19 protein-coding genes are annotated in these 23032 nt (G+C 74.7%); 12 read left to right on the top strand and 7 right to left on the bottom strand.

From position 1 onward, the window contains the following. Positions 1-4: 4 nt before the first annotated feature. From ABT232_RS03990 to ABT232_RS03960, 7 genes are all read left to right on the top strand, one after another. On the top strand, positions 5-1855 hold the full coding sequence (locus tag ABT232_RS03990) for an acetyl/propionyl/methylcrotonyl-CoA carboxylase subunit alpha (protein WP_351835458.1): 1851 nt from the start codon (positions 5-7) through the stop codon (positions 1853-1855). 109 nt (positions 1856-1964) lie between these two features. Continuing rightward, positions 1965-3098, top strand: coding sequence for an acyl-CoA dehydrogenase family protein (locus ABT232_RS03985; protein ID WP_351835456.1), 1134 nt, complete (start codon positions 1965-1967; stop codon positions 3096-3098). A 57-nt stretch (positions 3099-3155) separates the two neighbouring features. Continuing rightward, complete coding sequence (locus tag ABT232_RS03980) at positions 3156-4724, top strand: 4-coumarate--CoA ligase family protein (protein WP_351835453.1); 1569 nt, start codon at positions 3156-3158, stop codon at positions 4722-4724. Next, positions 4721-5455, top strand: coding sequence for an enoyl-CoA hydratase family protein (locus ABT232_RS03975; RefSeq protein WP_351835451.1), 735 nt, complete (start codon positions 4721-4723; stop codon positions 5453-5455). The genes ABT232_RS03980 and ABT232_RS03975 overlap by 4 nt, the downstream gene beginning before the upstream one ends. Positions 5456-5477: 22 nt before the next feature. Then, positions 5478-6080 carry a TetR/AcrR family transcriptional regulator gene (locus ABT232_RS03970; RefSeq protein ID WP_351835449.1) on the top strand — a complete coding sequence of 201 codons (603 nt, stop codon included), beginning with the start codon at positions 5478-5480 and terminating at the stop codon, positions 6078-6080. A 2-nt stretch (positions 6081-6082) separates the two neighbouring features. Continuing rightward, complete coding sequence (locus ABT232_RS03965; RefSeq protein ID WP_351835447.1) at positions 6083-6640, top strand: hypothetical protein; 558 nt, start codon at positions 6083-6085, stop codon at positions 6638-6640. A gap of 1 nt (position 6641) precedes the next feature. Further along, positions 6642-7202, top strand: a complete 561-nt coding sequence (locus ABT232_RS03960; RefSeq protein WP_351835445.1) for a hypothetical protein — start codon at positions 6642-6644, stop codon at positions 7200-7202. A gap of 54 nt (positions 7203-7256) precedes the next feature. Here the strand turns inward: ABT232_RS03960 and pdxH are convergent, their stop codons facing one another. Continuing rightward, positions 7257-7982, bottom strand: coding sequence for a pyridoxamine 5'-phosphate oxidase (pdxH, locus tag ABT232_RS03955; RefSeq protein ID WP_450871754.1), 726 nt, complete (start codon positions 7980-7982; stop codon positions 7257-7259). Positions 7983-8272: 290 nt separating this feature from the next. Between pdxH and ABT232_RS03950 the strand changes: the two genes are divergently transcribed. Both ABT232_RS03950 and ABT232_RS03945 read left to right on the top strand, forming a co-directional pair. Next, on the top strand, positions 8273-9373 hold the full coding sequence (locus ABT232_RS03950; RefSeq protein ID WP_351835442.1) for a citrate synthase 2: 1101 nt from the start codon (positions 8273-8275) through the stop codon (positions 9371-9373). Between the two features lie 458 nt (positions 9374-9831). Continuing rightward, positions 9832-11256 (top strand): PAS domain-containing protein, encoded by a 1425-nt coding sequence (locus tag ABT232_RS03945; protein ID WP_351835440.1) that lies wholly within the window; start codon positions 9832-9834, stop codon positions 11254-11256. 22 nt (positions 11257-11278) lie between these two features. Here ABT232_RS03945 and ABT232_RS03940 read toward each other — a convergent pair whose 3' ends face one another. After that, positions 11279-12034: an SIS domain-containing protein gene (locus tag ABT232_RS03940; protein ID WP_351835437.1), complete on the bottom strand. Its 756-nt coding sequence runs from the start codon at positions 12032-12034 to the stop codon at positions 11279-11281. Positions 12035-12267: 233 nt separating this feature from the next. On the opposite strand from ABT232_RS03940, the gene ABT232_RS03935 reads away from it, so the two are divergent. Together ABT232_RS03935 and ABT232_RS03930 are read left to right on the top strand one after the other, a co-directional pair. Beyond that, positions 12268-12960 (top strand): iron-dependent transcriptional repressor DtxR, encoded by a 693-nt coding sequence (locus ABT232_RS03935; RefSeq protein ID WP_351835434.1) that lies wholly within the window; start codon positions 12268-12270, stop codon positions 12958-12960. Between the two features lie 518 nt (positions 12961-13478). Continuing rightward, positions 13479-14366: an alpha/beta fold hydrolase gene (locus tag ABT232_RS03930; protein WP_351835432.1), complete on the top strand. Its 888-nt coding sequence runs from the start codon at positions 13479-13481 to the stop codon at positions 14364-14366. Positions 14367-14399: 33 nt separating this feature from the next. On the opposite strand, the gene ABT232_RS03925 is transcribed toward ABT232_RS03930, so the two are convergent. From ABT232_RS03925 to ABT232_RS03905, 5 genes are all read right to left on the bottom strand, one after another. Next, entirely contained in the window at positions 14400-15062 is a 663-nt protein-coding gene (locus ABT232_RS03925; protein WP_351835429.1) for a hypothetical protein, read from the bottom strand. Further along, positions 15059-15226 carry a hypothetical protein gene (locus tag ABT232_RS03920; RefSeq protein WP_351835426.1) on the bottom strand — a complete coding sequence of 56 codons (168 nt, stop codon included), beginning with the start codon at positions 15224-15226 and terminating at the stop codon, positions 15059-15061. The genes ABT232_RS03925 and ABT232_RS03920 overlap by 4 nt, the downstream gene beginning before the upstream one ends. 132 nt (positions 15227-15358) lie before the next feature. After that, positions 15359-19717, bottom strand: a complete 4359-nt coding sequence (locus ABT232_RS03915) for a CHAT domain-containing protein (protein ID WP_351835424.1) — start codon at positions 19715-19717, stop codon at positions 15359-15361. Between the two features lie 3 nt (positions 19718-19720). Beyond that, positions 19721-20515 (bottom strand): tetratricopeptide repeat protein, encoded by a 795-nt coding sequence (locus tag ABT232_RS03910; protein WP_351835421.1) that lies wholly within the window; start codon positions 20513-20515, stop codon positions 19721-19723. A 91-nt stretch (positions 20516-20606) separates the two neighbouring features. Continuing rightward, on the bottom strand, positions 20607-21269 hold the full coding sequence (locus ABT232_RS03905; RefSeq protein WP_351835418.1) for a bifunctional DNA primase/polymerase: 663 nt from the start codon (positions 21267-21269) through the stop codon (positions 20607-20609). Between the two features lie 338 nt (positions 21270-21607). Here ABT232_RS03905 and ABT232_RS03900 point away from each other — a divergent pair, with 338 nt between their 5' ends. Then, on the top strand, positions 21608-22993 hold the full coding sequence (locus ABT232_RS03900) for an NsdA family TPR-like regulatory protein (protein WP_351835416.1): 1386 nt from the start codon (positions 21608-21610) through the stop codon (positions 22991-22993). Positions 22994-23032: the final 39 nt, after the last annotated feature.

Here is a 23032-nt window from a genome sequence, read left to right as displayed (position 1 = left end):
TCCAGTGATTGCTTCCGTTCTTGTGGCGAACCGGGGCGAGATCGCCTGCCGGGTCTTCCGCAGCTGCCGCGCGGCCGGCATCCGCACGGTCGCCGTGTACTCCGACGCCGACGAGGACGCCCTGCACGCGCGCGTCGCGGACACGGCGGTACGGCTGCCGGGCGCGGCGCCCGCCGAGACGTATCTGCGCGGCGACCTGATCGTGAAGGCCGCCCTCGCGGCCGGTGCCGACGCCGTGCACCCCGGCTACGGCTTCCTCTCCGAGAACCCCGCCTTCGCCCGCGAGGTGATCGACGCCGGCCTGCTCTGGATCGGCCCGCCGCCGGAGGCCATCGAGGCGATGGCGTCCAAGACCCGCGCCAAGGAGCTGCTGGGCCTCGCCCCGCTGCGGGACGTCACCGAGGCCGAGCTGCCGGTGCTGGTGAAGGCGGCGGCCGGCGGCGGCGGACGCGGGATGCGGGTGGTGCGCCGGCTCGCCGACCTGGACGCGGAGCTGACCGCCGCCCGCGCGGAGGCGCTGGCCGCGTTCGGGGACGACGAGGTGTTCGTCGAGCCGTACGTAGAGGACGGCCGCCATGTCGAGGTGCAGGTCCTCGCCGACACCCACGGCACGGTGTGGGCGCTGGGCACCCGCGACTGCTCCCTCCAGCGCCGCCACCAGAAGGTGATCGAGGAGGCCCCCGCACCGGGGCTGGCCCCCGCGCTCGCCGAGGAACTGCGCGAGACCGCCGTACGCGCCGCCCGCGCGGTCGGCTACGTCGGCGCCGGGACCGTCGAGTTCCTGGTCGCCGACGGCCGCGCGCACTTCCTGGAGATGAACACCCGCCTCCAGGTCGAACACCCCGTCACCGAGGCCGTGTTCGGCGTCGACCTGGTCGCCCTCCAGATCCGCGTCGCCGAGGGCCACGCCCTGGAGAGCGACCCGCCTCCGGCGCGCGGCCACGCCGTCGAGGCCCGCCTCTACGCCGAGGACCCGGCGGGCGGCTGGGCCCCGCAGACCGGCACCCTGCACCGGCTGTCCGTCCCCGACAGCGTCCGCCTGGACACCGGATACACCGACGGCGACCCGATCGGTGTCCACTACGACCCCCTCCTCGCCAAGGCCGTCGCCCACGCGCCCACCCGCGCGGAGGCGATCCGCAGGCTGGCCGGCGCCCTGGAGGCGGCGGCGATCCACGGCCCGGTCACCAACCGGGACCTGCTGGTCCGCTCCCTGCGGCACAAGGAGTTCACCTCCGCCGCCATGGACACCGGCTTCTACGACCGGCACCTCGGCGAGCTGACCGAGCCCGCCCCCGACCCTCACGCCCCGCTCGCCGCCGCCCTCGCCGACGCGCACGGCCGGTCCCGCTTCGGTGGCTGGCGCAACCTGCCCTCGCAGCCGCACACCAAGCGGTACGCGAGCGCGGGCGAGGAGCACGAGGTCTCCTACCGGCACACCCGCGCGGGCGGCCTGGAGGCCGACGGCGTGCGCGTCCTGCACGCCGACGCGCGGCGTGTCGTCCTCGAGGCGGACGGCGTACGGCGGACGTACGCGGTGGCCCGGTACGGCGACGACGTGTACGTGAACACCACACACCTCACCGCCCTGCCCCGCTTCCCCGCCCCCGCCGAGCAGCACGCCCCCGGTTCCCTGCTGGCCCCCATGCCCGGCACCGTCGTCCGTATCGCCGACGGCCTGACCGAGGGATCCGCCGTACAGGCCGGACAGCCCCTGCTCTGGCTGGAGGCGATGAAGATGCAGCACCGGATCACCGCCCCGGCGACGGGAACGCTGACCGTCCTGCACGCGGCCCCGGGACGGCAGGTGGAGCTGGGCGCCCTCCTGGCCGTCGTCGAGACGGACGCCCCTTAGGGCCTGTCTGACAATTCCCGCCTGCTCCGCGGCGCCTGGCAGACAGGCCCTAGGGGCGCGAGGAACCGCGCGACCAGAGCCCTTCACGACCCGCAGACCGAGGAGCCTCGTGACCACCCTCATCGAATCCGAAGACCACAAAGCCCTGCGCGCCGCCGTGGCCGCCCTCGGCACACGCCACGGCCGCGACCACGACCGCGCCCAACTCTGGGCGGAGGCGGGGAAACTCGGCTACCTCGGCGTCAACCTGCCGGAGGAGTACGGCGGCGGAGGCGGCGGCATAGCCGAACTCTCCATCGTCCTCGAAGAACTCGGCGCCGCGGGCGCCCCGCTGCTGATGCTGATCGTCTCCCCGGCGATCTGCGGCACCGTGATCGCCCGCTTCGGCACGGACGAGCAGAAGCGGGCGTGGCTCCCCGGCCTCGCCGACGGCACCCGCACCATGGCCTTCGGCATCACCGAGCCCGACGCGGGCTCCAACAGCCACCGCATCACCACCACCGCCCGCCGCGACGGCGCCGACTGGCTGCTCACCGGCCGCAAGGTCTTCGTCTCCGGCGTCGACATCGCCGACGCCACCCTCATCGTCGGCCGCACGGAGGACGCCCGCACGGGCCGTCTGAAGCCCTGCCTGTTCATCGTCCCGCGGGACGCGCCCGGCTTCGGGCGCCGCAAGATCGACATGGAACTCGCGGCCCAGGAGAAGCAGTTCGAGCTGACTCTGGACGACGTACGGCTGCCCGCCGAGGCGCTGGTCGGCGACGAGGACGCGGGGCTGCTCCAGCTGTTCGCCGGTCTCAACCCGGAGCGGATCATGACGGCCGCGTTCGCCGTCGGCATGGGCCGCTACGCCGTCGCCAGGGCCGTCGAGTACGCCCGCGACCGCACCGTCTTCAAGACCCCCATCGGCGCCCACCAGGCCATCGCCCACCCCCTCGCGCAGGCCCACATCGAGCTCGAACTGGCCCGGCTGATGATGCAGAAGGCGGCGTACCTGTACGACGCCGGGGACGACGCCGGCGCGGGCGAGGCCGCGAACATGGCGAAGTACGCCGCCGGAGAGGCCTGCGCCAGGGCCGTCGACCAGGCCGTGCACACCCTCGGCGGCAACGGTCTCACCCGCGAGTTCGGCCTCGCCTCGCTCATCACGGCCGCGCGCGTGGCTCGTATCGCACCGGTGAGCCGGGAGATGATTCTCAACTACGTCTCCCACCAAACCCTGGGTCTGCCGAAGTCGTACTGACCGCGCCGTACCGAGAACTCGTCCCGTCCGGCACAGCGTTGTGCGAGGAGGAACCGAATGTTCCGCAGCGAGTACGCAGACGTCCCGCCCGTGAACCTGCCCATCCACGAAGCGGTCCTGGGCCGGGCCGCCGAGTTCGGTGACGCGCCCGCGCTCATCGACGGCACCGACGGCACCACCCTCACCTACGACCAGGTGGACCGGTTCCACCGGCGCGTCGCCGCCGCGCTCGCCGAGGCGGGCGTCCGCAAGGGCGACGTACTCGCCCTGCACAGCCCCAACACCATCGCCTTCCCCCTGGCGTTCTACGCGGCCACGCGCGCGGGCGCCGCCGTCACCACGGTGCACCCGCTCGCCACCGCCGAGGAGTTCGCCAAGCAGCTCGTCGACTCGACGGCCCGCTGGATCGTCACCGTCTCCCCGCTGCTCGACACCGCCCGCCGGGCCGCCGAACTCGCAGGCGGCGTCCAGGAGATCCTGGTCTGCGACAGCGCGCCCGGCCACCGCTCCCTGATCGACATGCTGGCGTCCACCGCGCCCGAACCCCGGGCCGCCATCGACCCCGCCGAGGACGTGGCCGCCCTGCCGTACTCCTCGGGCACCACCGGCACCCCCAAGGGCGTGATGCTCACCCACCGGCAGATCGCCACCAACCTCGCCCAGCTCGAGCCCGCCATCGACGCCGGACCGGGCGAACGCATCCTGGCCGTCCTGCCCTTTTTTCACATCTACGGGCTCACCGCCCTGATGAACGCGCCCCTGCGGAAGGGCGCCACCGTCGTCGTCCTGCCCCGCTTCGACCTGGAGACCTTCCTCGCCGCCGTCCAGAACCACCGCATCACCGGCCTGTACGTCGCCCCGCCGATCGTCCTCGCCCTCGCCAAGCACCCGCTGGTCGCCGAGTACGACCTGTCGTCGCTCAAGTACGTCATCAGCGCCGCCGCGCCGCTGGACGCCGGCCTCGCCGAGGCCTGTTCCCGCCGCCTCGGCCTGCCGCCCGTCGGCCAGGCGTACGGCATGACGGAACTGTCCCCCGGCACCCACGTCGTCCCCCTGGACGCCATGCGCGACGCGCCTCCCGGCACCGTCGGCAGGCTCATCGCCGGCACCGAGATGCGCATCGTCTCCCTCGACGACCCCGCCAAGGACCTCGGCCCCGGCGAGGCCGGCGAGATCCTGATCCGCGGCCCCCAGGTGATGAAGGGCTACCTGGGCCGACCCGACGCCACCGCCGCCATGATCGACCCGGACGGCTGGCTGCACACCGGGGACATAGGCCGGGTCGACGAGGACGGCTGGCTGTTCGTCGTCGACCGCGTCAAGGAGCTGATCAAGTACAAGGGCTTCCAGGTCGCCCCCGCCGAACTGGAGGCGCTGCTCCTCACCCATCCCGGCATCGCCGACGCCGCCGTCATCGGCGTCCACGACGACGACCGCAACGAGGTCCCGCGCGCCTACGTGGTGCGCCGGCCGACCGCACCGGACCTCTCCGAGGGCGAGGTCATGATGTACGTCGCCGAACGCGTCGCCCCGTACAAGCGCGTCCGGCAGGTCACCTTCATCGACGCGGTGCCCCGGGCCGTCTCCGGGAAGATCCTCCGCCGGGAACTGCGGGAGCGGGCATGACCCTGATCGGCCGCACCCGCGAGCGCGGTGTGGAGACACTCAGCCTGGACTCGCCCGCCACCCGCAACGCCCTGTCGGCGGCGCTGGTGCGGGACCTGGACGACGCGCTGACCGAGTGCGGGAAGGACGACGGCGTCCGCGCGGTCGTCCTCACCCACACCGGCAACACCTTCAGCGCCGGCGCCGACCTGCGCGACCCGCCGTCCCCGGACGCCCTCGTCGCCCTGCTCCGGCACCTCGTCGAACTGCCCAAGCCGGTCGCCGCCCGGGTCACCGGGCACGTCCGCGCCGGCGGCCTCGGCCTGCTCGCCGCCTGCGACCTCGCCGCCGCCTCCCACCGGGCGACCTTCGCCTTCACCGAGGTGCGCATCGGCGTCGCCCCCGCGGTGATCTCCCTGCCCCTGCTCGGCCGCACCGACCCGCGAGCCCTCGCCCGCTACTACCTCACCGGGGAGCGCCTCGACGCGGCCGAGGCGGCCCGCATCGGCCTGCTGACGGCGGCCGGCGACGACGTGGACGCCGTACTGGCACCGATGCTGGACGGGCTGCGGCGCTCCTCACCGCAGGCCCTGGCCGAGACCAAGCGGCTGCTCACGGCTAGGGTTCTGGAGGCCTTCGACCGGGACGCGGCCGAGCTGACCGCGCTCTCGGCGCGGCTGTTCTCGTCCCCGGAGGCCCGCGAGGGCATGACGGCCTTCCTGGAACGACGGGACGCCGCATGGGTGCTGTGACGGAACGAGTGCTGTGACGGAAATGGGTGCTGTGACGACGGTCGACCGTGTCCCCAAGCAGGACCGCAGCCGGGCCACCCGGCAGCGGCTCCTCGCCGCCGCCGTGTCCTGCCTCGCCGAACACGGCTGGGCCGGCTCCACGGTCTCCGTCGTCGCGATGCGCGCCGGCGTCTCCCGCGGCGCCGCCCAGCACCACTTCCCGACCCGCGAGGACCTGTTCACCGCCGCCGTCGAGTACGTCGCCGAGGAACGCTCCGGCGCCCTGCGCGCCCTCTTCCCCGAGGGCGCGGCGGGCGACCGCCGGGCCGTCGTCGCCGCCCTCGTCGACCTCTACACCGGCCCGCTCTTCCGCGCCGCCCTGCACCTGTGGGTCGCCGCCTCCGACGAGGAGCAGCTGCGCCCCCGGGTCACCGAACTGGAGGCCCGCGTCGGCCGCGAGACCCACCGCATCGCCGTGGAACTCCTCGGCGCCGACGAGACCCGGCCCGGCGTCCGCGAGAGCGTGCAGGGCCTGCTCGACATGGCCCGCGGCCTCGGCCTCGCCAACCTCCTCACCGACGACGGACCGCGCCGCGAGCGGGTGGTGGCGCAGTGGGCGGCGCTGCTGGACGGAGCGCTGGACTGACCGTGGGCAACTGGTTCCAGGTCTTCGTCGACCTCGACGCGACCGCCGACGAGGCGCCCCGGCTCGCCGAGCGCGTCGTCGCCGCCCTGGTGGCCGAGGGCGTCGTCCTCGCCGAGCGCGCCGACTGCGTCCTCGGCCTCCCTCTCGGCCATCCGCCCGGACCCGGCTGGCAGCGGTACGTCGCCGACGACTGGGACTGGGCCCCCACCGACGGACTCGCCGTCCACACCGGCCGCACCGCCTTCCACAGCGGCCCCGACATGCCCGACGCCGCCGTCTGCCCGCGCTGCGCGGCCGTCACCCCGCTGGACGACACGGTGTGGCCGCGCTTCCGCGAGGCCATGAGCACCTGGCACGACACCGGCGCCGCGGCCGTCGACTGCCCCGCCTGCGCCACCGCGGTCGACCTGCCCGACTGGACCTGGGACGACTGCCCGCTCGCCTTCGGCCGGCTCGGCTTCGAGTTCTGGAACTGGCCGGACCTCACCCCCGAGTTCCACGCCCTGCTCACCCGCCTCCTCGACGGCCACCGCACGGTGCGCCTGTGGGGCGGGATCTGAGGTGGGGGACACCTTCCAGACGATCGCCGATCTCGACGCCGGCCCGCGGGACGCGCCGCTCCTGGGCGCGCGCGTGGTCGAGTGGCTGGTGGCCGAGGGCATCGTGCGCGCCGAGGCGGAGGTGGGCTGGGGGCTGTCGCCGCTGCCCGCCCATCCGCCCGGACCCGACTGGCGCAAGGCCGTCGCCGACCCCCGCTGGGGCTCGCCGGACGGCGTCGCCGTCCACACCGCGCGCCACGTCTTCCACAGCATCGGCGTCCCCGGCCCGTACGTGGTGACCTGCCCCCGCTGCGGGCAGGCGTCGCCGGCCGGGGGCGACCTCACGGCCCGGCTCGGCTCCGGCATGGAGCGCTGGCTCGCGACCGGCGACGTCGACGTCGACTGCCCGGCCTGCGCCGCCGCCGTCCCGCTGCCCGACTGGACCTGGACCGAGGACGTCTTCGCCCTCGCCCACCTCGGGTTCGAGTTCTGGGGCTGGCCCGCGCTGAGCGAGGAGTTCCGCGCCCGGCTGACCCGCTTCCTGGAGGGCCACCGCACGGCGTTCCTCACGGGCAAGATCTGACGGCCCCCGCCACGGTCCCGGCCCCGGCCTTGACCCTCGGCAGGCGTCCCGCCGTCACGGGCTGAGCCGCTCCACCCGCCAGCTGCCGTCCGGCCGCGCCACGTACCGCAGCCGGTCGTGCAGCCGGTTCTCCCGCCCCTGCCAGAACTCCACCGACTGCGGCGCCACCCGGAACCCGCCCCAGTGCGGCGGCACCGGCACCTGCTCGCCCTCCGGGTAGCGGGCCGCCAGCTCCGCGTAGGAGGCGTCGAGGTCGGCCCGGGTGGAGATCACCGCCGACTGCTCGCTCGCCCACGCGCCCAGCTGGGAGCCGTGCGGCCGGCTGCGGAAGTACGCGGCCGTCTCGTCCCGCCCGGTGCGCCGGGCCACGCCCGACACGATCACCTGCCGGGCCATCGGATACCAGGGGAACAGCAGCGAGACGTACGGGTTCTCCGCCAGGTCACGCGCCTTGCGGGAGTCGTAGTTGGTGTAGAAGACGAAGCCCTGCTCGTCGAACTGCTTCAGCAGCACGGTGCGCGAGCTGGGCCGGCCCTCCGCGTCGGCCGTGGAGACGACCATCGCGTTCGGCTCGAACAGCCGGCCCTCCGTCGCCGCCTGCCGGAACCAGCGCGCGAACTGCCGCACCGGCGTGTCCGCCAGATCGGCCTCCGCGAGACCCTCCTCGCGGTAGTGCTTGCGCATCACGGCGGGATCGGGAACCGGGCCGGAGGCGGGCCCGGGCACGGTGCCGGAGACGGTGTCGGGGACTACGGCGGGGACGGCGTCGTGGTCGGTCACGCGGTCATCTTGCCGTATGCCCCACCGCCGTACTCCTCGGTGTCCGCCACGGTGTCCTTCATCACTGCGTGGCACTGAGTGCCGCGAAACCTCCCCAAGGTTGGCACTCGGGGATATCGTGCAGATGCCGTCCCGGTGGGGTGACCCACGGCCGCACGGGGCATCACCCGAGTGACCGCTCGGGACCGCGAGCCGACGCCGGCCGTGGATCCGCAGGGCGATCACCCACCCCCAGCACCACAGCCGCGCCTTTTCGACCACCCGTCGCACACATCACGAGGAGCCGCCTGATGTCCGACTTCGTACCCGGACTCGAAGGAGTCGTCGCGTTCGAGACGGAGATCGCCGAACCGGACAAGGAGGGCGGTGCCCTCCGGTACCGCGGGGTCGACATCGAGGACCTGGTCGGCCATGTCTCCTTCGGCAACGTCTGGGGCCTGCTCGTCGACGGCGCCTTCAACCCCGGCCTGCCGCCCGCCGAGCCGTTCCCCATCCCCGTGCACTCCGGCGACATCCGCGTCGACGTCCAGTCCGCGCTCGCCATGCTGGCCCCCGTGTGGGGCCTGAAACCCCTCCTGGACATCGACGCCGAGCAGGCCCGCGAGGACCTCGCCCGCGCCGCCGTCATGGCCCTGTCCTACGTCGCCCAGTCCGCCCGCGGCCAGGGCCTGCCCATGGTCCCGCAGAGCGAGATCGACAAGGCCCAGTCCGTCGTCGAACGCTTCATGATCCGCTGGCGCGGCGAGCCCGACCCCAAGCACGTCGCCGCCGTCGACGCCTACTGGACGTCCGCCGCCGAGCACGGCATGAACGCCTCCACCTTCACGGCCCGCGTGATCGCCTCCACCGGCGCGGACGTGGCCGCGGCGCTCTCCGGTGCCGTCGGCGCCATGTCGGGCCCGCTGCACGGCGGCGCGCCCTCCCGCGTCCTGCACATGATCGAGGAGATCGAGCGCACCGGCGACGCCGAGGCGTACGTGAAGAAGACGCTGGACAAGGGCGAGCGCCTGATGGGCTTCGGCCACCGCGTCTACCGCGCGGAGGACCCGCGCGCCCGCGTCCTGCGCCGCACCGCCCGCGATCTCGGCGCCCCGCGCTTCGAGGTCGCCGAGGCGCTGGAGAAGGCGGCCCTGGAGGAGCTGCACAACCGGCGCCCGGACCGGGTGCTCGCCACCAACGTGGAGTTCTGGGCGGCGATCATGCTGGACTTCGCCGAGGTCCCGGCGCACATGTTCACCTCGATGTTCACCTGCGCCCGCACGGCCGGCTGGTCGGCGCACATCCTGGAGCAGAAGCGCACCGGCCGCCTGGTCCGCCCCTCCGCCCGCTACATCGGCCCCGGCCCGAGGGACCCCCGCGCGGTCGAGGGCTACGAGGACATCGCCCACTGAGGTCACCGGTCGCACCGAGAACGCAGACGACCCGCGAGCCTGGTCCTCCTCGAAGAGGGGGAGCCGGTCGGACGTACCGGCAGCTCGCGGGTCGGGTGACTGCTTGGGATTGGGCCGGCTGCGCGCTGTGCTCACGCGCTGGTCCGGCACCGCATCGAGTGTGGTGGCGAGCCGCTAGCCCGCAGCCACCTCACGCGTCCGGGTTTCACTCATGTACCCGATCACCTCCTCTCCGGTGTACCCGACACCTTAGGAACCGTCTCCGGCGGGCTCAAGCGTTTTTTTCGAAGCCCGCCCGGCGCCCGCCCGGCCACGGGGTGCGCCGGTTTCCGGCGTGCAACGATTCCTCGCAATATTGCGGGAACCATATGTGTGCTGCGTCACGTTCGAGTTGAATGATGGGTGAGTGAGCGCGACTGGCGCGCCATACGTGCGGACGCAGCCTGCAGGGGGTCCAGGTGAGTGCTTCCCGGCGTAGTGGGACCACCGACGAGCTGGGGCCGGACGAGCCCGAGCGCGACGGTTCAGATCTGCTTGCCGCTCTGCTGGACGGCATGGACGCGGCCCTGTGCGCCTTCGACGCCGACGGGGTCGTCACGCACTGGAACCGCGAGGCCGAACGCATCCTCGGCTGGACCGCGGCCGAGGCCGTGGGCCGGCAGGGCTTCGCCGGATGGGCGGTGCGCAGTGCCGACGCCGAGGACGTGGCGGCCCGGCTGCTGTCCGCGATGCACGCGCCCGGACGGCAGGTGCACGAGTTCGCCCTGGTGACGAAGGACGGCGGCCGGGTGCTGGTGCGCACCCAGTCGGCGGCCGTGCGCGGCCCGGACGGCAAGCCCGCCGGGGTGTACTGCGCGTTCAGCGAGGTGCACACCCAGATCGACCTGGAGCGGTCGATCGCGCTCAGCGAGGCGCTGTTCGAGGACGCGAGCTGGGGTGTCGTCCTGGTCGACGCCGATCTGCGCCCCGCCGTCGTCAACGCGCACGCGGCCCGCGCGCTGGGCCTCGGGCGTACGGCGGTGCTGGGCCGGCCGCTGGGGGAGCTGCTGGCGCAGGGCGTGGAGGAGCTGGAGGCCGCGCTCACCCATGTGCTGGCCGAGGGCGCGCCGCCCGCGCCCGCCGAGATCTGGGTGGGCGTGCGCACCCCGGACGGGGAGCGGCGGCGCTGCTGGCGCTGCGGTTTCGTCCGGCTCGCCTCGCCGCTGGCGGAGGAGCCGGTGCCGCTCGGCGTCGGCTGGCTCTTCCAGGACGTCACCGAGGGCAAGCAGGGCGAGCAGGAGGCGTCGCTGCTGCGGTTCCGGACCAACCAGCTGCACCGCGCGGCCCGCGCGGCGGCCGAGTGCGAGGACCCGGCGGAGGCGGCGACCGTCCATCTCGACTTCGCGCTGGCCGGGTTCGCCGACCACGCGCTGATCGACCGGGTGGCCGGCGGGTCCCTCGCGGACGGCGAGGACTCCGGTCCGGTCCGGCTGATGCGGATCGCGGGCACACCGTCGGGCGCGCCGGGACCGACCGTGACGCCGGGACACGCGGGGCTGCCGGTGCGGTACGCCGAGGGCCACCCGGCGTTGCAGTGCGTGGCCCGGATCGGCACCGTGCGGGCCAGCGTGGGCGCGGTGCCGGCGGAGCAGGCGCGCGTCTGGGCGGAGGCCCGGCAGTGGCCGCGGGACGCGGTGCACGCGCTGTGCGCGGTGCTGCGCAGCCGGGGGCGCACGCTCGGCGTGGTGACGTTCCTGCGCACGAGCGGGCGCAGCGCCTTCGAGCGCTCCGACACGGCGTACGCGGAGGACGTCGCCGTGCGGATCGCGATGGCGCTGGACCTGGCGGGGCTGGTGCGGACGACGGGGGCGGCGGATGCCGCGGGAGCGGCGGGCGAGGACTGAGGTCCGTGGCTCGGTGGCGGTATCAGTGTCGGTAGAAGATCCGGTCGCCGTACTCCTCCAGCACCCGGCCGTTCCACTCGTGGCCGCCGTCGACGTTGCCGGAGCGCAGCAGCGGGGGCTCGATGCCGCGGTCGGCGAGGCTGCCGGCGGCGGTGGCCATGACGGCCTGGAGCAGGGCGGTGGTGACGACGGTGGAGGCCGGGGCGAAGGGCGCCGGGACACTGTCCAGGCTCAGCTCGGCGTCCCCGACGGCGATCTTCGAGTCGAGGACGATGTCGCAGTGGTCCTTGAGGTAGGTGCCGGAGGTGTGCCGCGAGGTGGTCTCGGTGGCGTAGGCGACGGAGGTCACGCCGATCACCCGGATACCGAGGGCGCGGGCGTTCATCGCCATCTCCACGGGCAGGGCGTTGCGGCCGGACAGCGAGATGATCACGAGGGCGTCGCCCGCGCGCAGCGGCGAGCTGTCCAGGACGGCGGCGGCCAGACCGTCGACGCGCTCCAGCGCCGAGCCGAGCGTCGCCGGCATCACGTCGACGCCGACCACGCCGGGGACGGCGAGCAGGTTCATCAGGGCGAGGCCGCCGGCGCGGTAGACGACGTCCTGCGCGGCGAGCGAGGAGTGGCCGGCGCCGAACGCGAAGAGCCGGCCGCCGTCGGCGACGGTGTCGGCGAGCAGGGTGCCGGCGGCGGCGATCGTGGCGGCTTCCTCGTCGCGGACGCGTCGCAGCAGGCCGATCGCGGCGTCCAGGTACTGGTCGGCCAGCTTGCTGTCGCCCATACGAGCTCCTTCGCGCCGTTGCGGGGGCTGTGTGCCGCGGATCACCGTGCGGTCTGGACCACTGTGCTGTCAATACGGGAACACGCGAGCGGACCGGCCGATCCGGGCCCGTGAACCCGAGCCTTTCCACGGCACGGCACGGTTGTCAGTGGCATCCGGCAGAATTGATGCCAGGGCCAGCGCACGCGCCGAAGCGCCTCGAAGCCTTCGGCAGAGCTAATCGAGGGGCACGTATGTCCGGACTGATCGACACCACGGAGATGTATCTCCGCACCATCCTTGAGCTGGAGGAGGAAGGTGTGGTCCCCATGCGCGCCCGGATCGCCGAGCGGCTCGACCAGAGCGGGCCGACGGTGAGCCAGACCGTCGCGCGCATGGAGCGGGACGGCCTGGTCTCCGTGGCCAGCGACCGGCACCTGGAGCTGACGGACGAGGGCCGCCGGCTCGCCACCCGTGTGATGCGCAAGCACCGGCTCGCGGAGTGCCTGCTGGTGGACGTGATCGGCCTGGAGTGGGAGCAGGTGCACGCCGAGGCCTGTCGCTGGGAGCACGTGATGAGCGAGGCCGTCGAGCGCCGGGTCCTGGAGCTGCTGCGCCACCCGACCGAGTCGCCGTACGGCAACCCGATCCCGGGCCTGGAGGAGCTGGGCGAGACCGACGGCGCGGACCCGTTCCTCGACGAGGGCATGGTCTCGCTCGCCGAGCTCGACCCGGGCCTGGAGGGCAAGACGGTCGTGGTGCGCCGCATCGGCGAGCCGATCCAGACGGACGCCCAGCTGATGTACACCCTGCGCCGCGCGGGCGTGCAGCCCGGCTCGGTGGTGAGTGTGACGGAGTCGGCCGGCGGGGTGCTGGTGGGCAGCGGCGGTGAGGCCGCCGAGCTGGAGGCGGACATCGCCTCGCATGTCTTCGTGGCCAAGCGCTGAGCCATCGGCGGCAACCGCTGCCGCGGTCAACTCCCGGTGCGTGAGGGGGAGTTGTGACGCAGTCCCGTCGATCGGGCCGAATCCCGGACTCCGTGTGCCGAATCACAGCGCCCGGGCGCCCCGCGTGCCAGGCTGTCGCGTGAGGCATATGACTGTGAGGGGGTGGGGCGGATGGACCGTCAGCCGGCCGGGACGGCACGGGCCGAGACGGCAGAGGGCCCCGGCGCCTTGCGGCGCCGGGGCCTGTCCTCCCCAGTTCCGACCCGGAGCCCCGAGCTCCCAGGGTCGTCCCCCTCGGACCGTTTTCCCCGAGCGGTCCGCCTCCCGCTGAAGATCTCCCCTCCGGGGCGGCGATCATTCCTCGCGGGGGGTCACTCGAACGAGGGGTGTTGTCCGGCACCTTCCCAACTTCGAATGCGCTTTCGATAGTCTGCGGAGGCCGGCGGCTTACGCGGCAGCACGTGGCAGTAGGCAGTGCAGTACTCAGGCGGTACGAGCGGAGCTTGGGGGTGCCGGACATGGCCCGACGCATCGACGTGACCGGGGCGGGCGGTGTGCAGCTCGCCGCCTGGGAGTTCGGCGACCCGGCCAAGACCGACCCCGACCCCTCCCACCCCGCCCCCGGAGTGCTCTTACTCCACGGCCTCATGGGCCGCGCCTCCCACTGGGCCGACACCGCCCGCTGGCTCTCCGAACGGCATCGCGCCGTAGCCCTCGACCAGCGCGGCCACGGCCGCAGCGAGAAGCCGCCCAAGGCCGCCTTCACCCGCGAGGCCTACGTCGACGACGCCGAGGCGGCGCTCGAACAGCTCGGCCTCGGCCCGGCCGTCGTGATCGGCCACGCCATGGGCGCGCTGACGGCCTGGCAGCTCGCCGCCAAACGCCCCGACCTGGTCCGCGCCCTGATCATCTGTGACATGCGGGCCTCCGCGCTCGGCGCCGCCTCGCAGCGCGAGTGGGCCGACTGGTTCCAGGCCTGGCCCGTCCCCTTCGCCACCCTCGCCGACGTCCGCAAGTGGTTCGGCGAGGACGACCCCTGGGTGGAGCGGCCGAACCCGTCCCGCGGCGAGTTCTACGCCGAGGTGATGGCCGAGGCCCCGGACGGCTGGCGGCCCGTCTTCGAACCCGAGCAGATGCTGAAGTCCCGCGAGACCTGGGTCTACGACGCCCACTGGGAGGAGCTGGCGCAGGTGCGGTGCCCCGCGCTTGTCGTCCGCGGCCTCGACGGCGAGCTGGGCCGGGCCGAGGCCCAGGAGATGGTCCGGGTGCTGCCCCGCGGCGAGTACGCGGAGGTGGCCGACGCCGGCCATCTCGTCCACTACGACCGGCCGGAGGCGTGGCGGACGGCGATCGAGCCGTTCCTGGACGCCGTCCGCACCGGCCGTGACACCCCGGCCGGCACCTGAGAGACACCCGACGGACAGCCGAGGCAGGTGCCCCTAGGCGGTGCCCGCCCGGCCCGTCACGGTGAGGAACGCCACCGCCCCGGCCGCCACCAGCAGCACCGCGCCCAGGCACCAGCGGCGGGCGGTGTGCACGGCGGCCCTGATCTGCCAGACATGGGCCATGGCGAGCAGCCAGCGCACGTACGGATCGGTGCGGGCCACGTTGGCGCGGGCCCGTTCCAGATGCCCGCGCAGCAGCCGGCGGCGGTCCGGGTCGGCCTCGGCGGCCAGTGCCAGCCGGAGGTTGGCGGCGACCGCGCGGTGCCGCAGCAGATCGTCCACGCCGGTCGCGGCGGAGCCGAAGAAGTCGACCGGGGCGGCGTCGATCAGCTCCCGCAGCTCGCGCAGCTCCGGCTCGGCGAGCGTGGCCGTCGTGGTCACCGGCGGGATCAGCACCCGGCTGACCTGCCACACCGCGAGACACACCCCGCTCAGCGCCACCAGCAGCGCACCACCGGCGATCGCCGCGTCCCGCAGCCCGTGCACCTTGCCGACGGCGACCAGCGGGCCGCCGCCGATCAGCGCGGCACCCACCATCCCGAACGCCGCGATCATCCACCGGGCCGCCGCCCGCAGCTCGGGCACGGCGTCGAGCGGCGAGGGCAGCGCGTCGAACGGCGCGGCGGGCCCGGGCTCGGGCGGCACCGGAGCGGTCACCAGCCCGGCTCCTCGTCGTCCAGCCGGGTCAGCACGACCGGCGACCCGCCGTCCTCGTCGGGCACGTCCGGATACGGCACCCAGCCCGTCCCGTCGTAGAACTCCAGCTCCCCGTTCGCACCGAGCCGTACGTCATTGATCCGCGGCTGCTCATGCTGCGCCACAGGCGGTCCACCCCCGCGTTCCGTCTCACGTCCCTTGCGTCTCCATGATCCTGGCGCGGCGCGGCGCGGCACAGCACAGGCGCGACCACCGCGCGCGGGACCCGGCCGCCGGCGATTCCACCAGGGTCGCTCTCATGCCCCGCCCGCCTCCATGGTCCTGACGCAGTGCAGTACGGCCGCGACGACCGCGCGGTGGACCGGCTGGGTGAGGGTGTCGGTGAGTGCCGGGTCGCGATGGCCGGTCAGGATGCTCTCCAGGACCGGGGCGAGCGCGGCGAGCGCGGGGTCGGCGCGGAAGGCGGCCAGGTTCTCGCGGGTGGCCTCCGCGCTCTCGCCGTGGCCGACGGCGGCGGCGGCGAGGTTGCCGAGGGGCAGGCCCAGATGCATCGCCGGCCACAGCGCCACCGGCACCTCCTGCTCGCCCCGCAGCGCGGCCAGCGCCCGCGCGGCGACCGGCGCGTCCAGCGGACCCAGGCCGGCGGCGGCCGGCGCGTCCCGCTCCCCGGCGAGGTACCGCTCCAGCACCCGCGCCAGCGGCCGGAACCGCGGATCCAGGCCGCCGTACCGCGCGAGCTGCTGCCGCGCCTTCACCCGGGCCGCGCTGTTGCCGCGCTCCGCGGAGACCAGCGCCGCGATCACGGGCTCCCACACCAGCCCCCACACGGCGGCGGCCACGGCCCTCCCCGCGTCCGGGGCCGCGCCCCGAGCCGCCGCCCCCAGCCCCGCCAGCGCCTCCCGCACCCGCTGCGGGTCCCCGGCGACCCGGCCGAGCAGCCGGTCCAGGGCGACACCGGGCACCTCGCCGACGCGTGCGCACAGCACTCCGGGGTCGTCCGGCGGCTCGGCGGCCGACGGGCCGAACTCCCGCAGATCGTCGGTGACCGCCCGCACCACGTCCGCCGTCCGCCCTCCGGTCAGCACCCCCAGCAGCGCCGCGGCCGTATGGTGGGCGACCGCGCCCGCCGCGTCCCGCGCATGGACGTGCAGATACGTGCCGTAGTTGGCGTGGCTGACGGCGATGGTCGCCGGGACCCCGGCCCGGTAGGCGTACCGCAGACTGTCCCGCCCCCGCGCCAGGGCGAGTTCACCGCGGCCGCGCGCGTTCTCGACGTTCGCGAGAGCGCCGTAGACCTCGCCCAGGTGCAGCGGGTCGCCGGCGGTCTCGAACACCTCGCGGCACTGCTCCAGCAACGCCAGCGCCTCCCGAGCCCGCCCCAGCCGCAGCAGCGGCATGTACGCCGGGAACCGCGCCTGCGCGAGATCGGTGGCCGCCGCGCCCCGGCCCGCCTTGGACGCGCACAGCTCGGCGTTGTGCTCCAGCGCCTGCTGCCACCGCTCCGCGTGGACCGCCGCCCGCTGGACGGTGTCGCAGAACTCCTCCCACACCTCCCACCACAGCACCGCCTCGTCCCGTCCGGCGTTCTCCCTCGGCAGCGCGTCCATCCGGCGGCGCAGCTCCCGCGCCTCGGCCAGCACGGCCGCCGACTCCGCCCGCTCCACCAGCACATGCAGCCGGTGCACCGGCCCGAGCAGCCGCGTCCACGCGCCGAGCCGGGAGCGCCGGGCGTGCTCGGTCTCCGTCCCGGCGAACGCCAGCGCCTCGTCGAGACGGCCGGTGCGCAGACACAGCCCGGCCAGCGAACCGGCCGCCAGGGCGGCGGCCGTGTGGTCCTCGCGTCCCAGCGCGGCGGTCAGCTCGGCGCGCGCCTGCCGCTCGGCGGTCGCCGGATCGGTCGCCCACAGCACCTCGGCCAGCGCCCCGGAGGACGGCCGGACGCCGCCGCCGGTGGCGGCGAGCGCGGCGATGCGGCGCAGCACCGGCAGGACCCGCGCCCGCGTGGGCCGGCTGTCGTCCCGGCGCAGCACGGCGTGCAGCAGCGCCTCGGCGCCCTCCCACAGCCGGATGCGGATCAGATAGGGCGCGGCGGCCAGTCCGGCCCGCGCCAGCAGCGGACCGGCGAACCGGGCCCCGTCGGCGCCGGTGCCCTCCCGGTGCCACGCCAGCTCGAAGACGCGTGTCCAGTAGCCGGACATCCGCTCGTCCACCAGCCGCCGGAACTCCGCCCCGGCCCGCTCGCGTCCGGCGGCGGCGACGGCGGCCGGAAGGCCGTACGACTCCTCGGCCGCCTCGGTGGTGCCGGACGGGTCCGGTCCGCCGCTCCGCCGCGGGGTCACCAGAGCGCACGCCACGAGCGCCGCGAGACCCGGCCCGGCCGGTTCCCCGGGATGGCCGAGACGGCCGCGCAGCTCGGGCCAGTTGTGGTCCACGGCGATGCGGGTGCGGTCGTCCTCCTCCAGGCAGCACAGGAAACGGAAGAGATCGCGGTGGGCGGGCGCGAGTCCTTCGGCGACCCGGTCCGCCCAGGTCCGCAGCGCCCGCGAGAAGTCGTCGTCACCGGACCCGGCCGCTGTGAGGAATCCTTCCGGCAGTCCACCGGCCTGCGCCGGGACCGGGTCGGCCGCCCGCGCGTCGGCGAGTTCCAGCAGCCTGGGATGACCGCGGGCGGCGTCCAGCAGCCCGGTGACGTGCCGCCGTCCGGCATGCGCGGGTACGCCCGGCACGCGGCCGTCGGCCAGCCGGGCGAGGTGCGGCAGCTCGCGGGCGAGCAGCACCGCCTCGTCCGGGCTCAGCAGTCCGACGGGTTCGGTGGCCAGCCGGGGCCCGAGGTCCGGCGGCCGCACCCGCCCGGTGAGCAGCAGCCGCCCGGCGCCGGCCCGCCCGGTCAGCGCCGCGAGCAGCGGGCCCCACCGCCCGTCCCGCCAGCCGCCGTCCGGTGTGAGCAGACCGTCCACCCGGTCCACGACGACCAGCAGGCGCCGGTGCGCGAGGCATCCCGCGACGGCCGCGACGAACTCCTCGTACCGGCCCGCCGCACCGAGCAGCGGCCCGCAGTCGAGCCCCTCTACGGCGGAGTCGAGGGCGGCCGCGAGGTTCGCGAGCGCGGCCCCGCCCGCGGCCGCACCGGCCCTCTCGGGCACCTGGCACCACACCACTCGCTCGAAGGCGTGCGCGTGCGTGGCCGCCGACTCCAGCGCGCAGGCGGTCTTCCCGGCCCCCGGCATCCCCAGGAGCAGCACTCCGGCCGTCCGGCCGCGCGGCGCCAGTACGGCACTGACGCGGGCCATCAGCCCGACCCGCCCGACGAACCGCTCACCGAGCGGCGGCAGCCCCGCGCCCGTAACACCCCCGGCCCCGTCCCCGGCCCCGTCCCCGGCCCCGTCCCCGGCTCCGTCCGGCGCCTCGGGTGCCGTCAGCCGCAGCCGCGCGGCCCGCGCCCCGAACAGCGCCGGAGTGGCCGCCAGGAGCGCGGGATCGCCTCGCCCCGGCACCGGGTCCTGCGTCACCGCCGCCGCCAGCGCGCGGGGCAGGGTGTGTCCCTCCAGCAGCAGCCGCCGGTACAGCGACTCGGCGAGCGTGATCGCGAAGTCGTCCGGCACCGGATACCGCATCGCCAGCACCGCACATCCGAGCCGGTCGACCAGCTCGCCGGCGAGCACACCCACCGCCTCGGCGCCGCCACCGGCGGGCTCCCCGCCCGTCCCGTCGCCCGGAGCCTCCGTGACCTCCGCAGCCGCCGTCTTCTCCGCCGCCTCCGTCTCCTCGGTGCTCTCCGGGTCCTCCGTGCCCTCTGGCGCGTCCGCCACCGGCACGCCCAGCGCCCGTCGCCGTTCCCGCACGGTCAGCGCCCCCGACCAGCAGGCGGACAGCGTCACCAGACGGACGCCGCGCGCGGTCGCCAGCAGCGCGGCCAGTTCGCGGGCGGGGATGCGGTCCGGCCGGCCGGTGCCGGTCTCCAGGAGCAGCTCGCCGGGAGTGCCGTGCGCGGAGACGTGCACCACGTCCCAGCCGCCCGGCCGGTCCAGTACGGCCCGGAGGCGGTCGCGGGTCACCCCGTACTGGAGCGTGTGCAGTTCGATCGCCCGTCCGGAGCCGGTGAACAGCCCGGTCAGCGCCAGGCGTTCGCGCCGCAGGTTCAGTGCCCGGCTGCCCTCCGGCAGGCTGAACAGGGCCAGCATCCGCACCGGCCGCCCGCCGGCCCCGTCCGGCGCCTCGTCCGCCTCGCCGACCTGCATCACCGGCGTCACACCGCGGGCGGCCAGCGGCCGTCCGTCCAGCCGCGCCAGCTCCAGCGGCACGTAGAGCAGCCGCCGCGCCTCCGGCAGCCGCGCCGGGACCACCACCCGCAGCACCACCGGAGCGGCCGCGAGCAGGAGCGGGGCCGCCGGTCCGAGGACGTGCTCGCCGAGCCACACGCCGACCTCGCGCACGATCTCCCGCTCCCGGGCGACCCGCTCGTCGGGCGGGGTGTGGCGGCGCACATGGCCGGGGATGTCGAGGAACGCCTCGTACCGCGGGGAGTCACGGTCCAGCCGCACCTCGTGCCGGGCCAGCACCCGGCCGCCTTCGGACAGCTCCCACCGCCAGCGGTCGATCCCGCCGAACCCGGTCACCCGCAGGACGAGTTCGCGGTCTCCCGGCCCCCCGGTCACCGCTCAGCCGCCGAGCGCCCGGCGCAGCTCCCGCAGCTGCCGCACGGCGCCCTGCACGGCCGCCCTCGCCGGATGGGCCGGCGGGAGTTCCGCCAGCGCCCGCTCGTAGGTCTCCTGCGCCTCGGGCAGGTACCGGACCTGCCCGGACTCCAGCAGCGCCGCCAGCGCGCCGCCGAGGTTGACCAGCCGCACGGCATGCATCGGATGGTGGGCGGGTGTGGCCCGGAGCGCGGCACGGGCGTGGCGGAGGGCCTCGTCGAGGGTGTCCGGGTCGCGGTGGCCGCGGGCGCGGCGCAGCAGGGCGTTGGCGAGGTTGGACTCGGTGCCGGCGTACTCGGGGTGGTCGGTGGCGAGGACGTCGAGGCAGGCGCGGTACAGGCCGATCGCCTCGTCGATGTCGGCGGTGCGGCCGCGGTGGTCGAAGGCCTCCTGCAACGAGGTGGCCAGCGAGGACATGTGGCGGCCCAGTTCGGGGTCGCCCGGCGGCGAGGCGTCGACGGCCCGGCGGCCGTGGTCCAGGGACCGGTCGAGCAGCCGCTCGTCACGCTCCCGCTCCCAGCGCAGCCGGTAGAGCATGCACAGGGCGGAGAGGGCCGAGGCGTGGTGCGGATCGTCGGCCGGGTACCGGTCGCGCGCCTGCTCGGCGGCGGTCACCGCACCGCGCAGCAGCGTCAGGTCGCCGGTCTGCCCGTACGCGAGCCGCAGCCGGTCGGCTGTGTGCAGAGGATCCTCGGACGGCTCGCTCCGGGCGGATGCGGGTGTTTCCGGCTTCTTCGGTCTGCCGAACCATCGGGCCACGCCTGCCCCCTCGGGTAGCCGGACTTCGCCGACGACTCCTGTGAGATAGCCGACCGGGCGTCCACCCAAACCCCGTTCGTCCCGCGTGCCGTCAGCGGTCCCGCCCGCAGGCGTAGGCGAGCGGTGAGATCAACTCCTCGGCGTCCGGCAGCCACCGGTTCGCGGGCGTCGGACGGCAGGCCCACTGCACGGCACCCCGCGAACCGAACCGGGTGGGCGGCGCGGCCACGTAGGCGCCCTCGCCCAGCGCCACCAGATCCAGCGAGGACAGCGACCATCCGAGCTTGCGCACCAGGTCGGGCACCTTCGCCGCCGCCCCCGGCAGCACGAAGAACTGCATCCGCCGCGCCGGCGTCAACGTGACCGGACCGAGGGTGAGTTCCATCCGCTCCATCCGCGCGAGGGCCAGGAAGCCGGCCGTCTCGGGGACGGAGATCGCGTCGAAGGTGCGGCCCGTCGGCAGCAGGATCGAGGCGTTCGGCTGTTTCTGCCACATACGGCGGGCGACGGTCGCGCTGCCCGTCGCCTGGGTCGCCCAGTCCGGGCGGGCGGGATGTGCGCCGGGCGCGTCGCACACGGCGTCGCCGCAGGAGCAGAGCTGCACCCCGTCGACGGCTTCCAGCCAGGTGCCCGGGAACACGTCCCAGTGGCGCTCCTCGGCGTAGCGAACGGCGGTCTCCAGCAGCGATTCCCCGCGCTGCTTCGGAATCTGTGCGGCTTCGGTGCCCGGGATCGTCTCTTCCACGTGGAACACAACTCCCGTGCTCACCCCGGGTTACGGCCCCGGCCGCGCGCGGGGGAGGAGCATCGATTCGGCGTCCGGGGCGCATGGGTGCACGGGTGGGGGCGCGCGGGAGGATCCGCGGTGGGACCTGGGTAGCCACGAGAGGGGGCGGGTGGGGACGGGCTCCGCCTTACCCCGGCATTCCGTGCATGCTCCGCGTTTTCGGGGCATGTCCGCATTTTCGGTATGACCGCGGGGCATTGATCTTCACGACCGGACTCCTCACCGCCGGCGACGGGGTGCGGGCCCGGGGAAGACACGACAACTCGGTGCGCGGGCAGGCACCGCAGCCACAGGGGGTTCACGCCATGGCCGCAAGGCCTCTCGTCGCGCGGCAGCCGAACGAACGGCTGCAGGCGCTCATCCAGGAAGCGGGCTGCTCGAACGCCGGGCTGGCCCGCCGGGTCAACATGTGCGGCGCGGAACACGGACTCGACCTGCGCTACGACAAGACGTCCGTGGCCCGCTGGCTGCGCGGACAGCAGCCGCGCGGCCGGGCCCCGGCGATCATCGCCGAGGCGCTCGGCCGCAAACTCGGCCGTACGGTCACGATCGACGAGATCGGCATGGCCAACGGCAAGAACCTCGCGTCGGGCGTCGGCCTCCAGTTCTCGCCGACGGTACTGGGAGCCATCGAGCAGGTCTGCGAGCTGTGGCGCAGCGATGTCGGGCGCCGCGACTTCCTGTCCGGTTCGTCCGTCGCCGCCTCGGCGCTGGTCGAGCCGAGCCGCGACTGGCTGATCTCGGCGCCCGACGCGCAGGTGGCCCGCGCGGCCGGCCCGCGCGTGGGCCAGTCCGACGTGACCGCCGTGCGGTCGATGACCCAGGCGCTGGTCGACCTGGACCACCAGTACGGCAGCGGGCATGTGCGCCCGGTCGTCGTGCACTACCTCAACAGCGTGGTCTCGGGTCTGCTCGCGGGCTCCTACCGGGAGGCCGTGGGACGCGAACTGTTCGCCGCCGTGGCCCGGTTGACCGAACTCGCCGGGTACATGGCCGTCGACACCGGCCAGCCGGGCCTCGCCCAGCGCTACTACATCCAGGCGCTCCGGCTCGCCCAGGCCGCCGGAGACCGCGGCTACGGCGGCTACGTGCTCGCGGCGTCCATGAGCCACCTCGCCGCGCAGCTCGGCAACCCGCGTGAGATCGCCCAGTTGGCGCGGGCGGCGCAGGAAGGGGCGCGGGGGCGCGTGACACCGCGCGCGGAGGCCATGTTCCACGCGGCGGAGGCGCGCGGGCACGCGCTCATGGGCGACGCCCGGGCCGCTCAGGCGGCGGCCGGGCAGGCGGTGAACGCCATGGACCGGGCCGACCCGGACGCCGGCGACGACCCCGCGTGGATCGCGCACTTCGATCACGCCTACCTCGCCGACGAACTCGCCCACTGCCACCGCGACCTGGGCCAGGCCGAGGCCGCCGCGCGGTGCGCCCAGGAGTCGCTGGACGGCCATCCCGAGTCCCGGGCCCGGCGCCGCGCGATCGGATATGTGCTGCTCGCCACGGCCCAGGTGCAGCAGCGCGAGATCGAACAGGCCTGTCACACAGGGCTGAAGGCGGTGGAGCTGCTGGAGACCCTGCGCTCCGACCGGGGTGCCGAGTATCTGGAGGACTTCCAGCAGCGCCTGGAGCCGTTCCGGGACGAGTCGGTGGTGAGGGAGTTCGGGGCGCGGCTGGATCTGCGCCAGGCGGCGTGAACGGACGGCCCGTCGCGGCGTGAAGCCAGGGGAAACGGC

The sequence above is a fragment of the Streptomyces sp. NPDC001532 genome (genome assembly GCF_040298625.1).
Taxonomy (GTDB): domain Bacteria; phylum Actinomycetota; class Actinomycetes; order Streptomycetales; family Streptomycetaceae; genus Streptomyces.
This window is presented reverse-complemented; position numbering and strand designations above follow the sequence as displayed.